Raw genomic sequence first — 15571 nt, forward strand, 5'->3', positions numbered from 1 at the left:
ATGAACTGGAGATTGTTTTTCGTCGCGATGCCGGCACTGTGCGCGGCACCGGCGTTCGCGCAAAGCAGCGTCACGTTGTACGGGTTGATCGATGCGGGCATCGACTATACGAACAACGTCGGCGGCCACGGTGATTGGCAGATGGCGAGCGGCTTCGCGCAGGGCAGCCGCTGGGGGCTGAAGGGCACCGAGGATCTCGGCGGCGGCTACAGCGCGCTGTTCCAGATCGAGAGCGGCTTCAACGTGAACAGCGGCACGCTCGCGCAGGGCGGCCGCATGTTCGGGCGGCAGGCTTACGTCGGGCTCGGCAGCACGCGCTTCGGCACGCTCACGCTAGGCCGGCAATACGACTCGGTCGTCGACTATCTCGCGCCGACGACCGCGAACGGCAGCTGGGGCACTTATCCGTTCTCGCATCCGCTCGACAACGACAACACCGGCAACACGTTCCGCGTGAACAACACGGTCAAGTACGCGAGCCCGGATTTTGCCGGCTTCTCGTTCGGCGGCACGTACAGCTTCAGCAACGACACCGGGTTCGCGAACAACCGGCAGTGGAGTGTCGGTGCGCAGTACGAGCAGGGCGGCCTGCTCGTCGGCGCGGCGTTCCTGAATGCGGACAACCCGGGCGCGACGGCCGGCGGTGCGATCGCGGGCTCGGGGTCGGTCGGCGCTGATGCGAACTTCGCGTCGGCGCGGCTGCGGATTTTCGGGGCGGGCGTCAATTACACGGCAGGGCCCGCGACGATCGGGTTCGCGTATACCAACAGCAACGTCACGCGGCCGACCGCGAACGTCGGCTACCTGTTCGGCGACGAGACGATCGAACCCGTCACCGGGCCGCTCGCGGGCGGCACGGTCACGGCGATCAAGTATCAGAACTTCGAAGTGAACGGTAAATACCAGTTCACGCCGGCGTTCTTCGTGGGCGCGCAGTATGTGTATACGACCGTGCGTTATGAAGCGACCACCGGCAGCGCGAAACCGAAGATCCATTCGATCGGGCTGATGGCCGACTACAACCTGTCGAAGCGCACCGACGTCTACCTGATGGGCGCGTACCAGCGGGTTGCCGGCGACGCGACCGGCTCGTCGCTCGACCAGGCGTATGTCCCGGGGGCGGCCGATCTGTCGTCGACGTCGAAGCAGTTGATGGTGCATGCGGGGATCCGGCATAAGTTCTGACCGGATCGGGGTCGAGGGATCGAAGGGCGGGGTGGGCGGCCGGCCTGGCGTCGCCCGCCCGCACAAGCGGCGCATTCCGGCAAGGACCCGCCGCAGGCACGTCAGCAGCATTTCCGAGTTGCCTGTAGTAGTTTGCGTCGGCTTCAGCGGGCGGAATGGAGCCGAGCGGCTCCATCAGCCGATGATGGTTGTACCAGGCCACCCATTCCAGCGTCGCCAGTTCAACGGATTCTCGCGTTTTCCATGGGGCGCGCCGATGAATCCGTTCCGTCTTGTACAAACCGCTGATCGTTTCGGCCAGCGCGTTATCGAAGCTGCCGCCACGCGCCAGCCAACGATGCGACGGGCGAGCACGTCGATCACCAATGCCACGGTCGTTATTCACCGACCTTCGTTTCCGACTCGGCGCGTTTCGCTAGATGTTCGACCATTCTTTGTGCTGCGGGCTGGATAGTGTCAAAGGTCTTGAAACAGACGACGAAGCGGCGCCGGGCCCATGAATCGGTGAGGGGGATGACCCGTACGCCGAGCGACTGCCGGTAAGCGGCCGCAACTTCGACAGGGATGACGCTGATCCCCAAACCGGCGGCCACGACGCGAAAGGCTGCGTCGAAACTCGACACGATCACGCGATACGACACGGTCCGGCCCCGATCCGCGGCTGCTCGCCTGAGCATCGTGTGAACGGCCGTGGCGGGCGGCAGTCCGACGTGATCGAAGTCGAGCGTGTCGTCGAAACCGACCGATTGAAGCCCGGCAAGCGGATGCTCCGGGTGCACGGCGAGCGCCAGCCGATCATGCCGATATGAACGCGCCTGCAGTCCTTGCAAGTCGACGTTGTCCCAGCACACGCCGACCGCAGATGCTCCTTCGCGTACCTGCCGGACGAGGTCGCGCGACAGGCGCTCTTCGACGTCGACCGTGATGTTCCGGTTGGCGGGGTCGCGCATGAACGATGCGATGTCGTCCAGTAACACTTCCGCGATCGCGGACGCCGACGCGCAGATGCTCACGCGCCCCTGCAGCCCGTCGCCGATCGCGGTGACGTCGGCCGCGATCCGGTCCATCGTGAACAGCATGCTGCGCGCATGCTCGAGCAGCGCGACGCCGGCCGGCGTGGGCGTAACGCCGCGTCGCGACCGTGTCAGCGCCGGCGCGCCGAGGTCGCTCTCGAGCTGCGCGATGCGCTTGCTGATCGCCGAAGGCTCGATATGCGCTTCCTTCGCGGCTCGCGCGATGTTGCCGTGATCACACACGGCCACGAACAGTCGTAGTGTCTTGAGGTCGAGGTCGCGCATCGGTGCTGTCTCCATGAGTCGATACGTTCCGGGTCGGAAGTTTTCTGCCCGTTTCGGCCGGTATCCGTGTTCTTCGGGAACGTCGGAAATTACCACGACGACGTCCCGCCGGCGCGCCGTGCGGGTTTTCTTCAGAAGATTTCGTGACGACGGCCGGCCCGTTCGCAACGCGGACGCGGCCACATTTCTGAGATTCCGTTTCGGAACGTTATAGCTTCCAAATCGATACTTTACGTCGCTTTTGGAATCTATAGAGTAAGGGCTATCGCCGGAGTGCAATGACCGGCCACAGATTGCGGAGACAGCAACCCCATGCCTTCTTTTCCCTCCCATGTCGTGATTCGCGAGGTCGGATTGCGTGACGGCCTGCAGAGCATCCAGACCGTTCTGCCGACCGAGCGCAAGATCGAATGGATTGCCGATGCGTACGCAGCCGGCCAGCGCGAGATCGAAGTCGGTTCCTTCGTGCCGGCACGGCTTCTGCCGCAACTTGCGGATACGGCCGAGCTCGTCGCCTACGCGAAAACGCTACCGGGCCTCACCGTGTCGGTGCTGGTGCCCAACCTGAAAGGCGCGCAGCGCGCCATCGAGACTTGCGCCGACTTGTTGCTCGTGCCGGTGTCCGCGAGCCGCGAACACAGCCTCGCGAACCTGCGCAAGACGCCCGACGAAGTGATCGCCGAGGTTGCGCATATCCGCGCCGAGCGCGACGCCGCCGGATCGACGACGCTGATCGAAGGCGGCATCGGCACGGCATTCGGCTGCACGATCAAGGGGCGCGTCGAACCGGACGAAGTCTTGCGTTGCATGCAGGCGCTGCTCGATGCGGGCGCGGATCGCGTCAGCATCGCCGATACGGTCGGCTATGCGGGGCCAGCGGCCGTTCGTGACCTGTTCGAGCGTGCGCGTCGCATTGCAGGCGAGCGCTTCTATTGCGGCCACTTTCATGACACGCGCGGCCTCGCGCTCGCCAACATCTATGCCGCGCTGGAAACCGGTGTCGCGCGTTTCGACGCGACGCTCGCAGGAATCGGCGGGTGTCCTCATGCACCGGGCGCAAGCGGCAATGCGTCGAGCGAGGACCTCGCGTTCATGCTGGACGAGATGGGCGTCGACACCGGTATCGACCTGACGGCGCTGCTGGTGCTGCGCGCCAAGGTCGCGCGCTGGCTCGACGGCGAAACGCTGCATGGCGCGCTGTGGCGTGCCGGTCTGCCGAAAACGCATCTTGCATCGACAGCGCTCAATGCCTGAGGACCTCATGGAAACCAACGCAAGACTTCCGCTCGACGGTGTGCGCGTGATCGAGTTTACACACATGGTCATGGGGCCGACGTGCGGGATGATCCTCGCGGATCTCGGCGCGGAGGTCATCAAGATCGAGCCGCCCGGCGGCGACAAGACGCGCAAGCTGCCGGGCCTCGGCATCGGCTTCTTCCGCACCTTCAACCGCAACAAGAAGAGCGTCGTTCTCGACATCAACACACCGGAGGGCAGGGACGCCGCGCTCGCGCTGATCGGCACGTGCGACGTGATGCTCGAGAACTTCCGCCCGGGCTTGATGACGAAGCTCGGTCTCGACTACGACACGCTTTCGAGTGCGTTTCCACGGCTCGTCTACGTGTCGCACAAGGGATTCCTGCCCGGCCCCTACGAGAAGCGTCTCGCGCTCGACGAAGTCGTGCAAATGATGGGTGGACTGTCGTACATGACGGGGCCGGTGGGCCGGCCGTTGCGTGCGGGAACATCGGTCAACGACATCATGGGTGGCATGTTCGGCGCGATCGGCGTGCTGGCCGCGTTGCGCGAACGGGATGTCACCGGACGCGGACAGGAGGTACAAAGCGCGCTCTTCGAAAACTGCGTGTTCCTCTCCGCGCAGCACATGCAGCAGTATGCAATGACGCATGAAGCGCCGCCGCCGATGCCCGCGCGCGTGTCCGCATGGAGCGTGTATGACGTGTTCACGCTTGCCGACGGCGAACAGCTGTTCATCGGCGCCGTTAGCGACAAGCAGTTCGTCACGCTGTGCGACGTCCTCGGCCGCCCGGATCTGCCGGCGGAGCCGCGCTTCGCGAGCAACGCATTGCGTGTGGCGGTTCGGCCCGAATTGCTCGAAGCGCTCGGCGCCGTGCTCAAGGACCATCGTGTCGACGAACTGATGCCGAAGCTCGAGGCCGCGGGCATTCCGTACGCGCCGATCGTGCGACCGGAGCAGCTGTTCGACGACCCGCATCTGAAGGCCAGCGGCGGACTCGTGCCGATGGAGACCGACGACGGCACGATGACCGATGTTGTCTTGTTGCCGCTGACGATGGGAGGTCGGCGGCCGGGCGTACGGCAGGCGCTCGCTCGGGTCGGCGAACACACGCACGAGATTCTTTCGCGACTGCGCGGACGAGCGAGCGCATGACCTTCCAGGCGCACTCGCGAAAGCGGTGAGGGAACCGACGGACGAACAGGTTGCGAACCTGCTCGAGGACAGATCCGCCGAGGTGTCGTAGGGAAACACAGTTGAACAACGCGCTCCACGCATGACGTGCGCGGAGCGCGATACACCGGCAGACGGACCACGATCCAACAACAAGGCCGTCGACATTTGCCGTATCCAGGAGACATACATGCATTCCACCGCAACCGCGGATTCCCGTCCGCACGATCAACTCGTCGTCAACGTCGACAACTCGCCGGGTGCCGCAATCGCCGCGCGTATGGATCGTCTTCCGATCACCCGCCATCTATGGATGCTGGTGCTGCTGATCTCATTGGGTGGCTTTTTCGAAGTCTACGACCTGATCTTCACCGGCTACATCGCGCCGGGCATGACGAAGAGCGGGGTGCTGCAAACGACCACGCACGCGTTTTTCGGCTTCACCGGGATCGCCGGCTTCATCGCCGCGACGTTCGCCGGCCTGTTCGTCGGGACGTTCGGACTGGGCTGGCTGCCCGATCGATACGGCCGGCGCTCGGTGTTCACGGTCTCGCTGCTCTGGTATTCGGTCGGTTCAGTGATCATGGCCTTCCAGACCACCCCGGAGGGGATGATTTTCTGGCGCTTCATCACCGGCATCGGCGTCGGGGTCGAAATCATCACGATTGACAGCTATGTGACGGAGGTTGTGCCACAACACATGCGAGGCCGCGCGATGGCGTTCAACCAGAGTGTGATGTTCGCGGCGGCTCCAGTCGCCGCGATCCTGTCGTACTGGCTCGTACCGACCACGGTGTTCGGTATCGAAGGGTGGCGCATCGTGGTGCTCGCAGGCGCGGCCGGCGCATTGCTGGTGTGGTTCATCCGGCGCGGTGTGCCTGAGAGCCCGCGGTGGCTCGCCATACGCGGAAAACTCGACGAGAGCGACGCGATCGTGCGGAACATCGAGGCGATCGTCGAGCGTCAGTCGGGGCGGTCGCTGCCGCCCCCGTCGCAGGTCGTGGTGCAGCCGAAGCATCGACGTGCATCGCTTGCGGAGTTGTGGCAGCAACCGTATCGATCACGCATGGTGATTCTGATTGTCTTCAACTTCTGCCAGGCGATCGGCTACTACGGTTTTGCGAGCTGGGTGCCGACGCTGTTGATCAGCCAGGGCATCACGGTCACGAAAAGCCTGCTCTATTCGTTCATCATCGCGTTCGCGTTGCCGATCGGGCCGCTGCTGGCGATGGCGGTCGCCGACAGGATCCAGCGCAAATACCTGATCGTTGGCGGTGCGTTGATCGTGATCGTATGCGGGATGGCGTTCGCACATGCCAGGACGATGGCACCGCTGATCATCCTCGGTGTGTTGATCAGCTTCGCCGGCCAGATCATCTCGGTCTGCTATCACGCGTACCAGGCAGAGTTGTTCCCGACAGCGATACGGGGCCGGGCCAACGGCATCGTGTATTCGGCCAGCCGGGTCGGTGCGATGATGTCGGGCTTTCTGATCGCATTCCTTCTCCGTGATTTCGGCGTGCCAGGGGTATTTGCCGGCATCACGGCATGCATGCTGATGGTCGCGGTGTCAATCGGCCTCTTTGGACCGAAGACCAATGGTGTGCGGCTCGAGGAACTGAACCACTGACCAGTCACGATTATCTCGACAACCGCGACGCGTACAAGGGCACGTTGCGGTTTGATGGATCGAAGATCGGTCCGGCATGGGGATCTTGCCATCGCCAGGCCGACGATGCCAAGGCCGTCAAGTGGCAGCCGGTGTTCGGCGACGATTGGCCGGCGAACCGATAGTTCCGGCGTCCGAATCGAACCCTCACCCCCGCGCCACCCCCGTCGACTCCCGCACGACAAGCTCCGGCGCCCCGATCGTATGCACGGCGGCAGCCGGCTCGATCCCGTCGATCATGTCGAGCGTCAGCGCGATCGCCCGCGCGGCGATCTGCGACGTCGGAAACCGCACTGTCGTCAGCGCAGGGCGGAACTGGTGCGCGAGCTGGATATCGGTCATGCCGATCACCGACAGATCGGCCGGCACGCGCAGGCCGAGATCGGCGGCCGCCTGCATCGCGCCGATCGCCATCAGGTCGTTGGTCGCGAACAGCGCGGTGAGGCCGGGCTGCGCCCTCAGTAACGCAGCAGCCGCTTCGTAGCCGCCTTCGATCGAATCGTGCGCCGACACGGTCGTCAACGCGTCCGCCGGATGGCCGCGTGCCGCGAGTTCGTCGGCGAAGCCGCGCAGCCGCACCGACTGCGGGCCGCCCGATCCCCTGCCGACGAGCGCGCCGAACGCGCGATGCCGCAGCCCGGACAGGTGCGTGGCCGCCAGCGCCCCCGCCGCCGCGAAATCGACCGTCACGCACGGCAGCGTGCGCGACGCATGCACGTGCTCCCACATGCACAGCACGATCGACGCACCGTGGCGTGCGATGTCGGCCAGCTCGGCTTCGGCGAGGTCGGTGTTCATCACGATCGCGCCGGCGGCGAGCGTCCCCGCGATCCGCTCGAGGTAGTTGCGCGTGATGGCCGGATCGTCGTCGGTATTCGACACCAGCAGGTAATGGCCGCGCTTGCGCGCCTCGCGCTCCGCGGCCAGTACGAACTCCGGATAGAACGGGTTCGTGATGTTCGACAGCATCAGCGCGAGCGTCGACGTGCGGCCCTCGGCCAGCGCGCGCGCGGTCAGGTTCGGCCGATAGCCGAGTTCGCGGATCGCGGCCATCACGCGTTCGACGGTTGCCGGCTTCACCTTCTGCGGATTGCGCAGCACGTTCGAGACGGTCGCAGCAGTGACGTTCGCGCGCTGCGCGACTTGCGCGAGCGTCACCATGCGCGGCCTGCAGGTGGTCGGGAGAAGAGGCGCGACGGAAGGGAAGCGGGGGAGTGTCTGCTCATATTCTGGGAGTGCGTCCCACTAGTTGCACAAGGACAGGCGATACGCTAATTTCTCGGCACATCAGATCAAGGAGACGACATGGTACGGCGAACCGGGCGAACTGCACCACTGAAATTTAAGCGATTAAATTTCTCGATCCGTAGCGCCTGACCGGAAGAGGAGAGCGCAATGACCGCCATTTCATTGAAGGACGTCTCGAAGCGCTACGGCGACCATGCGCCGGTGCTGCGCGACGTGAACCTCGAGATCGCGTCGCACGAGTTCTGCGTGTTTCTCGGTCCGTCGGGGTGCGGCAAGTCCACGCTGTTGCGGATGATCGCCGGGCTCGAGGACGTGACCGAAGGCGAACTGCGGATCGGCGGTGCGCGCATGAACGACACGCCGCCCGCCGAGCGCGGCGTCGCGATGGTGTTCCAGAGCTATGCGCTGTTTCCGCACATGACCGTGTTCGACAACATCGGTTTCGGGTTGCGGATCGCAGGCACGCCGAAGGACGAGATTCGCCGCCGCGTGACCGAAGCCGCGCGCGTGCTGCAGCTCGACGCGCTGCTCGATCGCAAGCCGAAGGCGTTGTCGGGCGGCCAGCGGCAGCGCGTCGCGATCGGCCGCGCGATCGTGCGCGAGCCGCGCGTGTTCCTGTTCGACGAGCCGCTGTCGAATCTCGACGCGACGCTGCGCGGCCAGACACGCGTCGAGATTGCCCGCCTGCACGCACGCTTCACGCAATCGAGCTCCGTCTACGTGACGCACGACCAGATCGAGGCGATGACGCTGGCCGACCGGATCGTGCTGCTGCACGCGGGCGACGACGTCGCGCGCTTCGGCAGCATCGCACAGGCCGGTGCGCCGCTCGAGCTGTATCACCGGCCGGCCAACCGCTTCGTCGCGGGCTTCATCGGCTCGCCGCGGATGAACTTCCTGCCGGCGGTCGTCGAAGCGGGCGATGCGCATGGCTGCCGGCTGCGCCTGGATGGAACCGGCGAAACGCTGACGCTGCGCGATCGGCCGTTGCCGCGCCACGTCGGCAGCGGCGCGCGCGTGACGCTCGGGATTCGTCCCGAGCATCTGACGGTCGCCACGGCGGGCGATGCCGACCTGCCGGCGATCGTGCGTGACGTCGTACTCGTCGAGCAGCTCGGCGAAGCCGCGTACGTGCATCTGGACCAGCCCGGCGGCGTGCCGCTGCTCGCGAAACTGCCGGGCCAGGCCGCGTTGCGGCGCGGCGAACGGCATGCGTTCCGCGTGTCGCCGTCGTGCTGCCACCTGTTCGACGAGGCCGGCATCGCGTTGCCGGCCGTCCACGCCGAAGCGGCGTTCGCGTAGCGGCGCACTGCCGACCCGCCGCGCGCGACGCGGCACCCATCACACCAATACCAGGAGACAACGATGAGACTTCGTGCGAGCCGATTGCTGCTTGCCTTGATGACTGCCGCGGCATGCGCCGCGGGGACGGCCGATGCGGGCACGCTGAAGGTGAACGTCGCCGCGCGCGGCAACCAGCGTGCGACGTGGCAGGCGGCGTTCGACCAGTTCCACAAGGCGAATCCGGATATCGACCTGAAGGTCAGCTACGTCGGCGAGGAGGCGTACAAGGTGCAGATGTCGGGCTGGCTCGCGACCGATCCGCCCGACGTGCTGAGCTGGAACAACGGCGAACGGCTCGCGTATTTCGCGAAGCGCGGGCTGATCGAGGACCTGAGCGCCGACTGGCAGAAGAACGGCTGGAACGACACGTATGCGGCCGTGAAGCAGTCGTCGACCTACGGCGGCAAGCTCTATAGTTTGCCGCTCGGCTACGACGCGTATGGGTTGTTCTACCGCAAGGACCTGTTCGAGAAGGCCGGCATTCACGGCGAGCCGGCCGACTGGGCGCAGTTTCTCGACGCGTGCCGCAAGCTGAAGGCCGCGGGCATCGCGCCGGTCGCGGTGGCCGCGCGCGATGCGTGGACGCTGGCCGCGTGGTTCGACTACCTCGACCTGCGGATCAACGGCTACGCATTTCACCAGAAACTGATGGCCGGCGACGTCGCGTATACCGATCCGCGCGTGCGCGCCGTATACGCGGCCTGGAAGAAGCTGATCGACGACAAGTATTTCATCGACAACGCGCTGTCCTACGACGTCGATTCGCTCAGCCCGCTGATCGTCAACGGCCAGGCCGCGATGACGCTGATGGGCACCTGGTATTCGGCGGGCCTGCTGAGTGCGGCGCGCAATCCGATCGGCTTCTTCCGCTTCCCGGTGATCGATGCGTCGGTGCCGCTTGCGGAAGATGGCCCGGTCAACGTGCTGATCGTGCCGGCGAAGGCGCACAACAAGACGGACGCGCGCCGCTTCCTCGCGTTCATGGGGCAACCGGCCGTCAGCGGCGAGTTCGCGAAGGGAATGGGGCAACTGCCGTCGAACAACAAGGCGCCCGAGCCGCAGGACCCGATCTCGAAGATCGGCTTTCGCACGCTCGCGACGACGCCCGGCGGCATCGCGCAGTTCTACGACCGCGACATGACGAAGGAAATGGCGGACGAGGGGATGAAGGCGATGCAGCAGTTCCTGTCGGACCCGACGCAGCTCGACGCGATCCTGCAGCGCCTCGATCAGGCCCGCAAGCGGATCTACCGGAAGTAGCGCGCCATGCGGCCGGGCCGGCGCATGCCGGTCCGGTCCTTCGTTGCCACCGTTCGCAGAAGGTCACCTCATGTCAACCAGCCTGTCCGAAAGCGCCGCGCGCCGCGAAGCCGGCCCGCAGCGGCATGCGCGCGCGTCGCTCGCGCGCCGGCGCAACCGCGCGGCCCTGTGGTTCGTGCTGCCGGGATTCGCGCTCTTCACCGTGTTCGTGCTGTATCCGATCGTCAGCAGCATCTGGCTGAGCGTCCATCACTGGGACGGGATGACGCCGATGACGTATGCCGGGCTCGACAACTATCGCGAGCTGCTGCAGTCCGATACGTTCTACGTCGCGCTGAAGAACAACGTGCTGTGGCTCGCGCTGTTCCTCGCCGCGCCGCCGCTCGGCCTCGCGCTCGCGCTGTACCTGAACCAGGACGTGTTCGGCATCCGGCTCGTGAAGTCGCTGTTCTTCGCACCGTTCGTGTTGCCGGGCGTCGTCGTCGGCCTGGTGTTCTCATGGTTCTACGATCCGACGTTCGGGCTGCTGAAGCTGATCGTCGGACACGGGATCCCGGTGCTCGGCGATCCGCGCTATGCGACCTACGGCGTGATCGTCGCCGCGCTCTGGCCGCAGATTCCGTTCTGCATGATCCTCTACCTGACCGGGCTCACCGGCATCAACGGCGAGATCGTCGAAGCGGCGCGGATGGAAGGCGCGCGCGGCTTCACGCTGCTGTGGCACGTGATCCTGCCGCAATTGCGGCCGGCGACCTTCATGGCGGTGGTGCTGACCGTGATCGGCGCGCTGCGCAGCTTCGACCTGATCTCCGTGATGACGGGAGGCGGCCCGTTCGACAGCTCGACCGTGCTCGCGTACTTCATGGTCGACCAGGCGATCAAGTACTACCGCGAAGGCTATTCGGCCGCGATCGCGGTCGTGCTGTTCGCGATCATGCTCGTCTATATCGTGTGGCAGCTGCGCAAGCTGGTGCGCGTCGAATCATAAGGATCACCAACATGTATCCGATGCCTGTGTCCCGCTGGGGACGTCCCGCCCGCCTGCTGTACCGCCTGTCGCTGCCGTGCGCGCTCGCGCTGTGGCTCGTGCCGCTGCTCGCGGTGCTCGTCACGTCGATCCGCTCGACCGACGAGATCACGGCCGGCCATTACTGGGACTGGCCGAAGCAGTTCGCGCTGCTCGACAACTACGGCACCGCGCTCACGCAGACGCCGATGCTGCATTACTTCGCGAACAGCATCCTGATCACGGTGCCGTCGGTCGCGGCATCGATCCTGCTCGCGTCGCTCGCGGGGCACGCGCTCGCGAACTACCGGTTCCGCGGCAATCTCGTGCTGCTCGGGCTGTTCGTGGCCGGCAACTTCGTGCCGATCCAGATCCTGATGATCCCGGTGCGGCAGATCATGCTCGGCGTCGGCCTGTACAACACCGTGTGGGCGCTCGTGCTGTTCCATACCGCGTTCCAGACCGGCTTCTGCACGCTGTTCCTGCGCAACTTCATCCGCGAGTTGCCGTTCGAGCTGATCGAGGCCGCGCGCGTCGAAGGCGCGTCCGAATGGGCGATCTACTGGCACGTCGTGCTGCCGCTGGTGCGGCCGGCGCTCGCGGCACTCGCGATCCTCGTATTTACGTTCGTGTGGAACGACTACTTCTGGGCGCTGTGCCTCACGCAAGGCGACGACGCGGCGCCGATCACCGTCGGCGTCGCCGCGCTCAAGGGGCAGTGGACGACCGCCTGGAACATCGTGTCGGCCGGCTCGGTGCTCGCGGCGTTGCCGTCGGTCCTGATGTTCTTCGCGATGCAGAAGCACTTCGTCACCGGGCTCACGTTCGGCGCGACCAAGGGCTGACCCGTCCCATCCTCTTTCATCTGCAAGGAATCCACGATGCATCTCGGCGTTTGCTATTACCCCGAACACTGGCCGCGCGAACAATGGGAGCGCGATGCGCGGCGGATGGCCGAACTGGGCCTGACCCGCGTGCGGATCGCCGAATTCGCGTGGAGCCGGATGGAGCCGGAACCCGGCCGCTACGACTGGGCGTGGCTCGACGAGGCGATCGACACGCTCGCCGGCCAGCAGCTGAAGATCGTGCTCGGCACGCCGACCGCCGCGCCGCCGAAATGGCTCGTCGATCGCCATCCGGAGATCCTGCCGATCGGCGCGGACGGCGCGGTGTGGCAGTTCGGCTCGCGTCGCCACTACGATATCGCGAGCCCCGTGTATCGCGAGCACTGCGTGCGCATCGTGGACGCGATGGCGCGGCGCTACGGCGCGCATCCGGCGGTGATCGCATGGCAGACCGACAACGAGATCGGCTGCCACAACACGCTGCCGAGCTATACGCGTGCGGCGCTCGAAGGTTTTCGCGCGTGGCTCGCGGTGCGCTACGGCGATATCGGCGCGCTGAACCGCGCGTGGGGCAACGTGTTCTGGAGCATGGAGTATCGCGGCTTCGACGAGATCGAACTGCCGCGCCATACGCCGACCGATGCGAATCCCGCCCATCTGCTCGACTTCCGCCGCTATCAGTCGGATGAGGTCGCGCGGTTCCATGCCGTGCAGGTGGATGCGATCCGCCCGCACGCACCGGGCCGCGACGTGCTGCACAACTTCATGGGCTTTTTCACCGAGTTCGATCACTACGCGTTCGCGCGCGGCGGCCTCGACGTGGCCGCGTGGGACAGCTACCCGGTGCCGCGCACCGAAGTGCTGCCGCTCGACGAATCCGACAAGCGGCGCTGGGCCCGCACCGGGCACCCGGACGTGTCGGCGTTCTCGCACGACCTGTATCGCGGCGTCGGCAACGGCCGGATGTGGGTGATGGAGCAGCAGGCGGGGCCCGTCAACTGGGGGCCGTACAACCCGGTGCCGCACGCCGGCGCCGTGCGGCTATGGACGTGGGAAGCGTTCGCGCATGGCGCGGAGCTCGTATCGTATTTCCGCTGGCGGCAGTATCCGCATGCGCAGGAGCAACTGCATTCGGGGCTCAACGCGCCGGACGACCGGCTGTCGCCGGGCGGCCACGAAGTGGCGCGCGTCGCGCGTGAACTGGCTGCGCTGGATCCCGGGTGCTTCGCGGGTTCGGAACCTCCGGCGCGCGTCGCGCTGCTGTTCGACTACGAGGCGGACTGGATGATCCGGATTCAGCCGCATGGCGCCGACTTCGACTATCAGCAACATGCGTTCGACTGGTATCGCGCGCTGCGCGAACTCGGGATCGACGTCGATATCGTCGCGGCCGGTGCGGACGTGTCGCGTTATGCGTTCGTCGTCGCGCCGACGCTGCCGGTCGTCACGGATCGCATCGTCGAGCAGGCCGCGCGTGGCGATGCGCAGTGGCTGTTCGGGCCGCGCACGGGTTCGCGTACGGCGGCATTCGCCATCGCGCCGGGCCTCGCACCCGGCAAGCTGCGTGACGTGCTGCCGGTGCGGATCGGCCAGGTCGAATCGCTGCGGCCGTCGCTCGCCCCGCGCGTCGCGTTCGACGGCATCGACGGCCACGCGCTGAAATGGCGCGATCACGTCGATATGGAATCGATCACCGGTGTCGACGTGCTCGCGGCCTGCGACGACGGCGTGCCCGCACTCGTGCGGCGCGGCCGCGTGACGATGGCGACCGCCTGCTTCGATCGCACGCTGTTGCGTGCGATCGTCGGCCGCTGCGCGCGCGACGCCGGACTGCCGGTGCGTGCATTGCCGGACGGCGTGCGCTTGCGCCGGCGCGGGCGCGTCGTATTCGCGTTCAACTACGGCGACGCAACGTGCACGCTGCCCGCGCCGGACGGTGCGCGTTTCGTGCTCGGCGGCCGCGAACTCGGCGCGGTCGACGTCGCCGCATGGGTCGAGCCGGACTGACGCGATGCAGTCGTTGCGGCCGCTGCGATTGCAGTTCGCGCGCCTCGCCGGGATCGCGCATTTCGTGCCGCTGTCCGCGGCGGCGCTGATGCTCGGCGTCGCGATGTCGTTTACGGCGCCGTACCTGTCGCTGTTCGGCGTGCAGGCGGCAGCAATGTCGCCGTCACTGGCCGGCGTATTCATGACGCTGATCGCGGCGAGCGGTGTCGTCGCCAGCACGTGGGCCGGACGCTGGTCCGATCGCCGCGACCGCCACCGGCCGTTGCTCGTCGTATCGCTCGCCGCTGCAGCGCTTGGTTTCGCGCTGCTGTGCGTGCTGCGCGCGCACGGGCCGGTGATCGCGGCCGGCACGATCCTGCTCGGCGCGGGGGCCGTGTCGTTGTCGCAGATCTTCTCGTTCGCGCGCGCGGTGCTGCCGGTCGATGACGACGCACAGCGCGAGCTCGCGTCGGCCGCGCTGCGCACGATGCTGTCGGTCGCGTGGGTGTTCGGGCCCGCGCTCGGCGCACTGATCCTCGCGCAGACGGGTTTCACCGGGCTCTTTCTCGCGGCTTCGGCGGGCTTCGTCGCGTGCGCGGCGATCGTCGCTCGGATTCCGGAGCCTGCGCGGCGTCCGGCCGCCGTTCACGTGCGCGCGGTCGACCACGCTCCGGCGCCGTCGGGCGATGCTGCGTCGGTCGTCGTCACGCCGCGCGCGCGCGTGCTGCGGACCCTCGTCGCGCTGACGCTAATGGGGCTCGCCGCGAACGCGACGATGATCGTGCTGCCGCTGTACATCGTGCGCGGCCTTGGCGGCACGCCGGCGAACGTGTCGGCTGCGCTGGGCCTGGCCGCGTTGCTCGAGATTCCGATGATGCTGTGGCTCGGCATCCGCTCGACGCGGCTCGACAAGGCACGCTGGCTGACCGCATGCGCGGTCGTGCATGCGGCGTATTTCATCGGGCTCGCGACAGTGACGCGAGTCGACCTGATCCTGCCGCTGCAGTTGTTGAGCGCTTGCGTGGTCGCGATCACGTCGTGCCTCGGGATGACGCGCGTATGCGACCTGATGCCGACGCGCCCCGGCACCGCGACCGCGATGTTCTTCAGCACCGCGCGCGTCGGCTCGATCGCGTCGGGTGTGCTGTCGGGGGCGTGCGTCGACCTGTTCGGCTATCGCGCGACGTTCGCGGGGTGCTGCGGGCTCGCACTCGTGGCGTGCGTGCTGCTCGCGCTGGATGCGCGCGGCGAGCGGGGCGGTGTGAGCGGAACGGCGCAGCGAGCGGTATGAGCGACGCA

At 66.4% G+C, this 15571-nt stretch carries 12 protein-coding genes and 1 pseudogene; 10 read left to right on the forward strand and 3 right to left on the reverse strand.

Going from position 1 to position 15571, the window contains the following annotated elements:
* On the forward strand, positions 1 to 1185 hold the full coding sequence (locus DIE17_RS13345) for a porin (protein WP_124920974.1): 1185 nt from the start codon (positions 1 to 3) through the stop codon (positions 1183 to 1185).
* Positions 1186 to 1288: 103 nt separating this feature from the next.
* Here DIE17_RS13345 and DIE17_RS13350 read toward each other — a convergent pair.
* Positions 1289 to 1513 (reverse strand): annotated as a pseudogene (locus DIE17_RS13350) (integrase core domain-containing protein); the annotation flags it as partial.
* Positions 1514 to 1562: 49 nt separating this feature from the next.
* Positions 1563 to 2483, reverse strand: coding sequence for a LysR family transcriptional regulator (locus DIE17_RS13355; RefSeq protein ID WP_124646204.1), 921 nt, complete (start codon positions 2481 to 2483; stop codon positions 1563 to 1565).
* A 312-nt stretch (positions 2484 to 2795) separates the two neighbouring features.
* Here DIE17_RS13355 and DIE17_RS13360 point away from each other — a divergent pair, with 312 nt between their 5' ends.
* The 3 genes from DIE17_RS13360 (at position 2796) to DIE17_RS13370 (ending at position 6544) form a co-directional block, all read left to right on the forward strand.
* On the forward strand, positions 2796 to 3737 hold the full coding sequence (locus DIE17_RS13360) for a hydroxymethylglutaryl-CoA lyase (RefSeq protein ID WP_124529549.1): 942 nt from the start codon (positions 2796 to 2798) through the stop codon (positions 3735 to 3737).
* 7 nt (positions 3738 to 3744) lie between these two features.
* Entirely contained in the window at positions 3745 to 4896 is a 1152-nt protein-coding gene (locus DIE17_RS13365; protein ID WP_124519960.1) for a CaiB/BaiF CoA-transferase family protein, read from the forward strand.
* Between the two features lie 208 nt (positions 4897 to 5104).
* Positions 5105 to 6544, forward strand: a complete 1440-nt coding sequence (locus DIE17_RS13370) for an MFS transporter (RefSeq protein ID WP_124487297.1) — start codon at positions 5105 to 5107, stop codon at positions 6542 to 6544.
* A 186-nt stretch (positions 6545 to 6730) separates the two neighbouring features.
* Here the strand turns inward: DIE17_RS13370 and DIE17_RS13375 are convergent, their stop codons facing one another.
* Complete coding sequence (locus tag DIE17_RS13375; protein WP_124487296.1) at positions 6731 to 7744, reverse strand: LacI family DNA-binding transcriptional regulator; 1014 nt, start codon at positions 7742 to 7744, stop codon at positions 6731 to 6733.
* A gap of 234 nt (positions 7745 to 7978) precedes the next feature.
* On the opposite strand from DIE17_RS13375, the gene DIE17_RS13380 reads away from it, so the two are divergent.
* The 6 genes from DIE17_RS13380 (at position 7979) to DIE17_RS13405 (ending at position 15563) form a co-directional block, all read left to right on the forward strand.
* Positions 7979 to 9133: an ABC transporter ATP-binding protein gene (locus DIE17_RS13380; protein ID WP_124487295.1), complete on the forward strand. Its 1155-nt coding sequence runs from the start codon at positions 7979 to 7981 to the stop codon at positions 9131 to 9133.
* 63 nt (positions 9134 to 9196) lie between these two features.
* Positions 9197 to 10435, forward strand: a complete 1239-nt coding sequence (locus DIE17_RS13385) for an ABC transporter substrate-binding protein (protein ID WP_124920975.1) — start codon at positions 9197 to 9199, stop codon at positions 10433 to 10435.
* Between the two features lie 70 nt (positions 10436 to 10505).
* The gene (locus DIE17_RS13390; protein ID WP_124519877.1) at positions 10506 to 11423 is read left to right on the forward strand and encodes a carbohydrate ABC transporter permease; all 918 of its coding nucleotides are present in this window, start codon (positions 10506 to 10508) and stop codon (positions 11421 to 11423) included.
* A gap of 11 nt (positions 11424 to 11434) precedes the next feature.
* Positions 11435 to 12286, forward strand: coding sequence for a carbohydrate ABC transporter permease (locus DIE17_RS13395; protein WP_124920976.1), 852 nt, complete (start codon positions 11435 to 11437; stop codon positions 12284 to 12286).
* Positions 12287 to 12322: 36 nt separating this feature from the next.
* Positions 12323 to 14293: a beta-galactosidase gene (locus tag DIE17_RS13400; protein ID WP_124529537.1), complete on the forward strand. Its 1971-nt coding sequence runs from the start codon at positions 12323 to 12325 to the stop codon at positions 14291 to 14293.
* A gap of 4 nt (positions 14294 to 14297) precedes the next feature.
* Positions 14298 to 15563: a sugar efflux transporter gene (locus DIE17_RS13405; protein WP_124519874.1), complete on the forward strand. Its 1266-nt coding sequence runs from the start codon at positions 14298 to 14300 to the stop codon at positions 15561 to 15563.
* Positions 15564 to 15571 lie beyond the last annotated feature (8 nt).

Origin of the sequence: Burkholderia sp. Bp9099 (genome assembly GCF_003857805.1) — a bacterium.
GTDB lineage: Bacteria > Pseudomonadota > Gammaproteobacteria > Burkholderiales > Burkholderiaceae > Burkholderia.

Excerpts from the sequence above, each read along its gene's own strand:
- DIE17_RS13360 (WP_124529549.1), top strand. The coding sequence starts at position 2,796 with ATGCCTTCTTTTCCCTCCCATGTCGTGATTCGCGAGGTCGGATTGCGT.
- DIE17_RS13405 (WP_124519874.1), top strand. The coding sequence starts at position 14,298 with ATGCAGTCGTTGCGGCCGCTGCGATTGCAGTTCGCGCGCCTCGCCGGG.
- DIE17_RS13375 (WP_124487296.1), bottom strand. The coding sequence starts at position 7,744 with ATGGTGACGCTCGCGCAAGTCGCGCAGCGCGCGAACGTCACTGCTGCG.
- DIE17_RS13385 (WP_124920975.1), top strand. The coding sequence starts at position 9,197 with ATGAGACTTCGTGCGAGCCGATTGCTGCTTGCCTTGATGACTGCCGCG.
- DIE17_RS13390 (WP_124519877.1), top strand. The coding sequence starts at position 10,506 with ATGTCAACCAGCCTGTCCGAAAGCGCCGCGCGCCGCGAAGCCGGCCCG.
- DIE17_RS13395 (WP_124920976.1), top strand. The coding sequence starts at position 11,435 with ATGTATCCGATGCCTGTGTCCCGCTGGGGACGTCCCGCCCGCCTGCTG.
- DIE17_RS13380 (WP_124487295.1), top strand. The coding sequence starts at position 7,979 with ATGACCGCCATTTCATTGAAGGACGTCTCGAAGCGCTACGGCGACCAT.
- DIE17_RS13355 (WP_124646204.1), bottom strand. The coding sequence starts at position 2,483 with ATGCGCGACCTCGACCTCAAGACACTACGACTGTTCGTGGCCGTGTGT.
- DIE17_RS13365 (WP_124519960.1), top strand. The coding sequence starts at position 3,745 with ATGGAAACCAACGCAAGACTTCCGCTCGACGGTGTGCGCGTGATCGAG.
- DIE17_RS13345 (WP_124920974.1), top strand. The coding sequence starts at position 1 with ATGAACTGGAGATTGTTTTTCGTCGCGATGCCGGCACTGTGCGCGGCA.
- DIE17_RS13370 (WP_124487297.1), top strand. The coding sequence starts at position 5,105 with ATGCATTCCACCGCAACCGCGGATTCCCGTCCGCACGATCAACTCGTC.
- DIE17_RS13400 (WP_124529537.1), top strand. The coding sequence starts at position 12,323 with ATGCATCTCGGCGTTTGCTATTACCCCGAACACTGGCCGCGCGAACAA.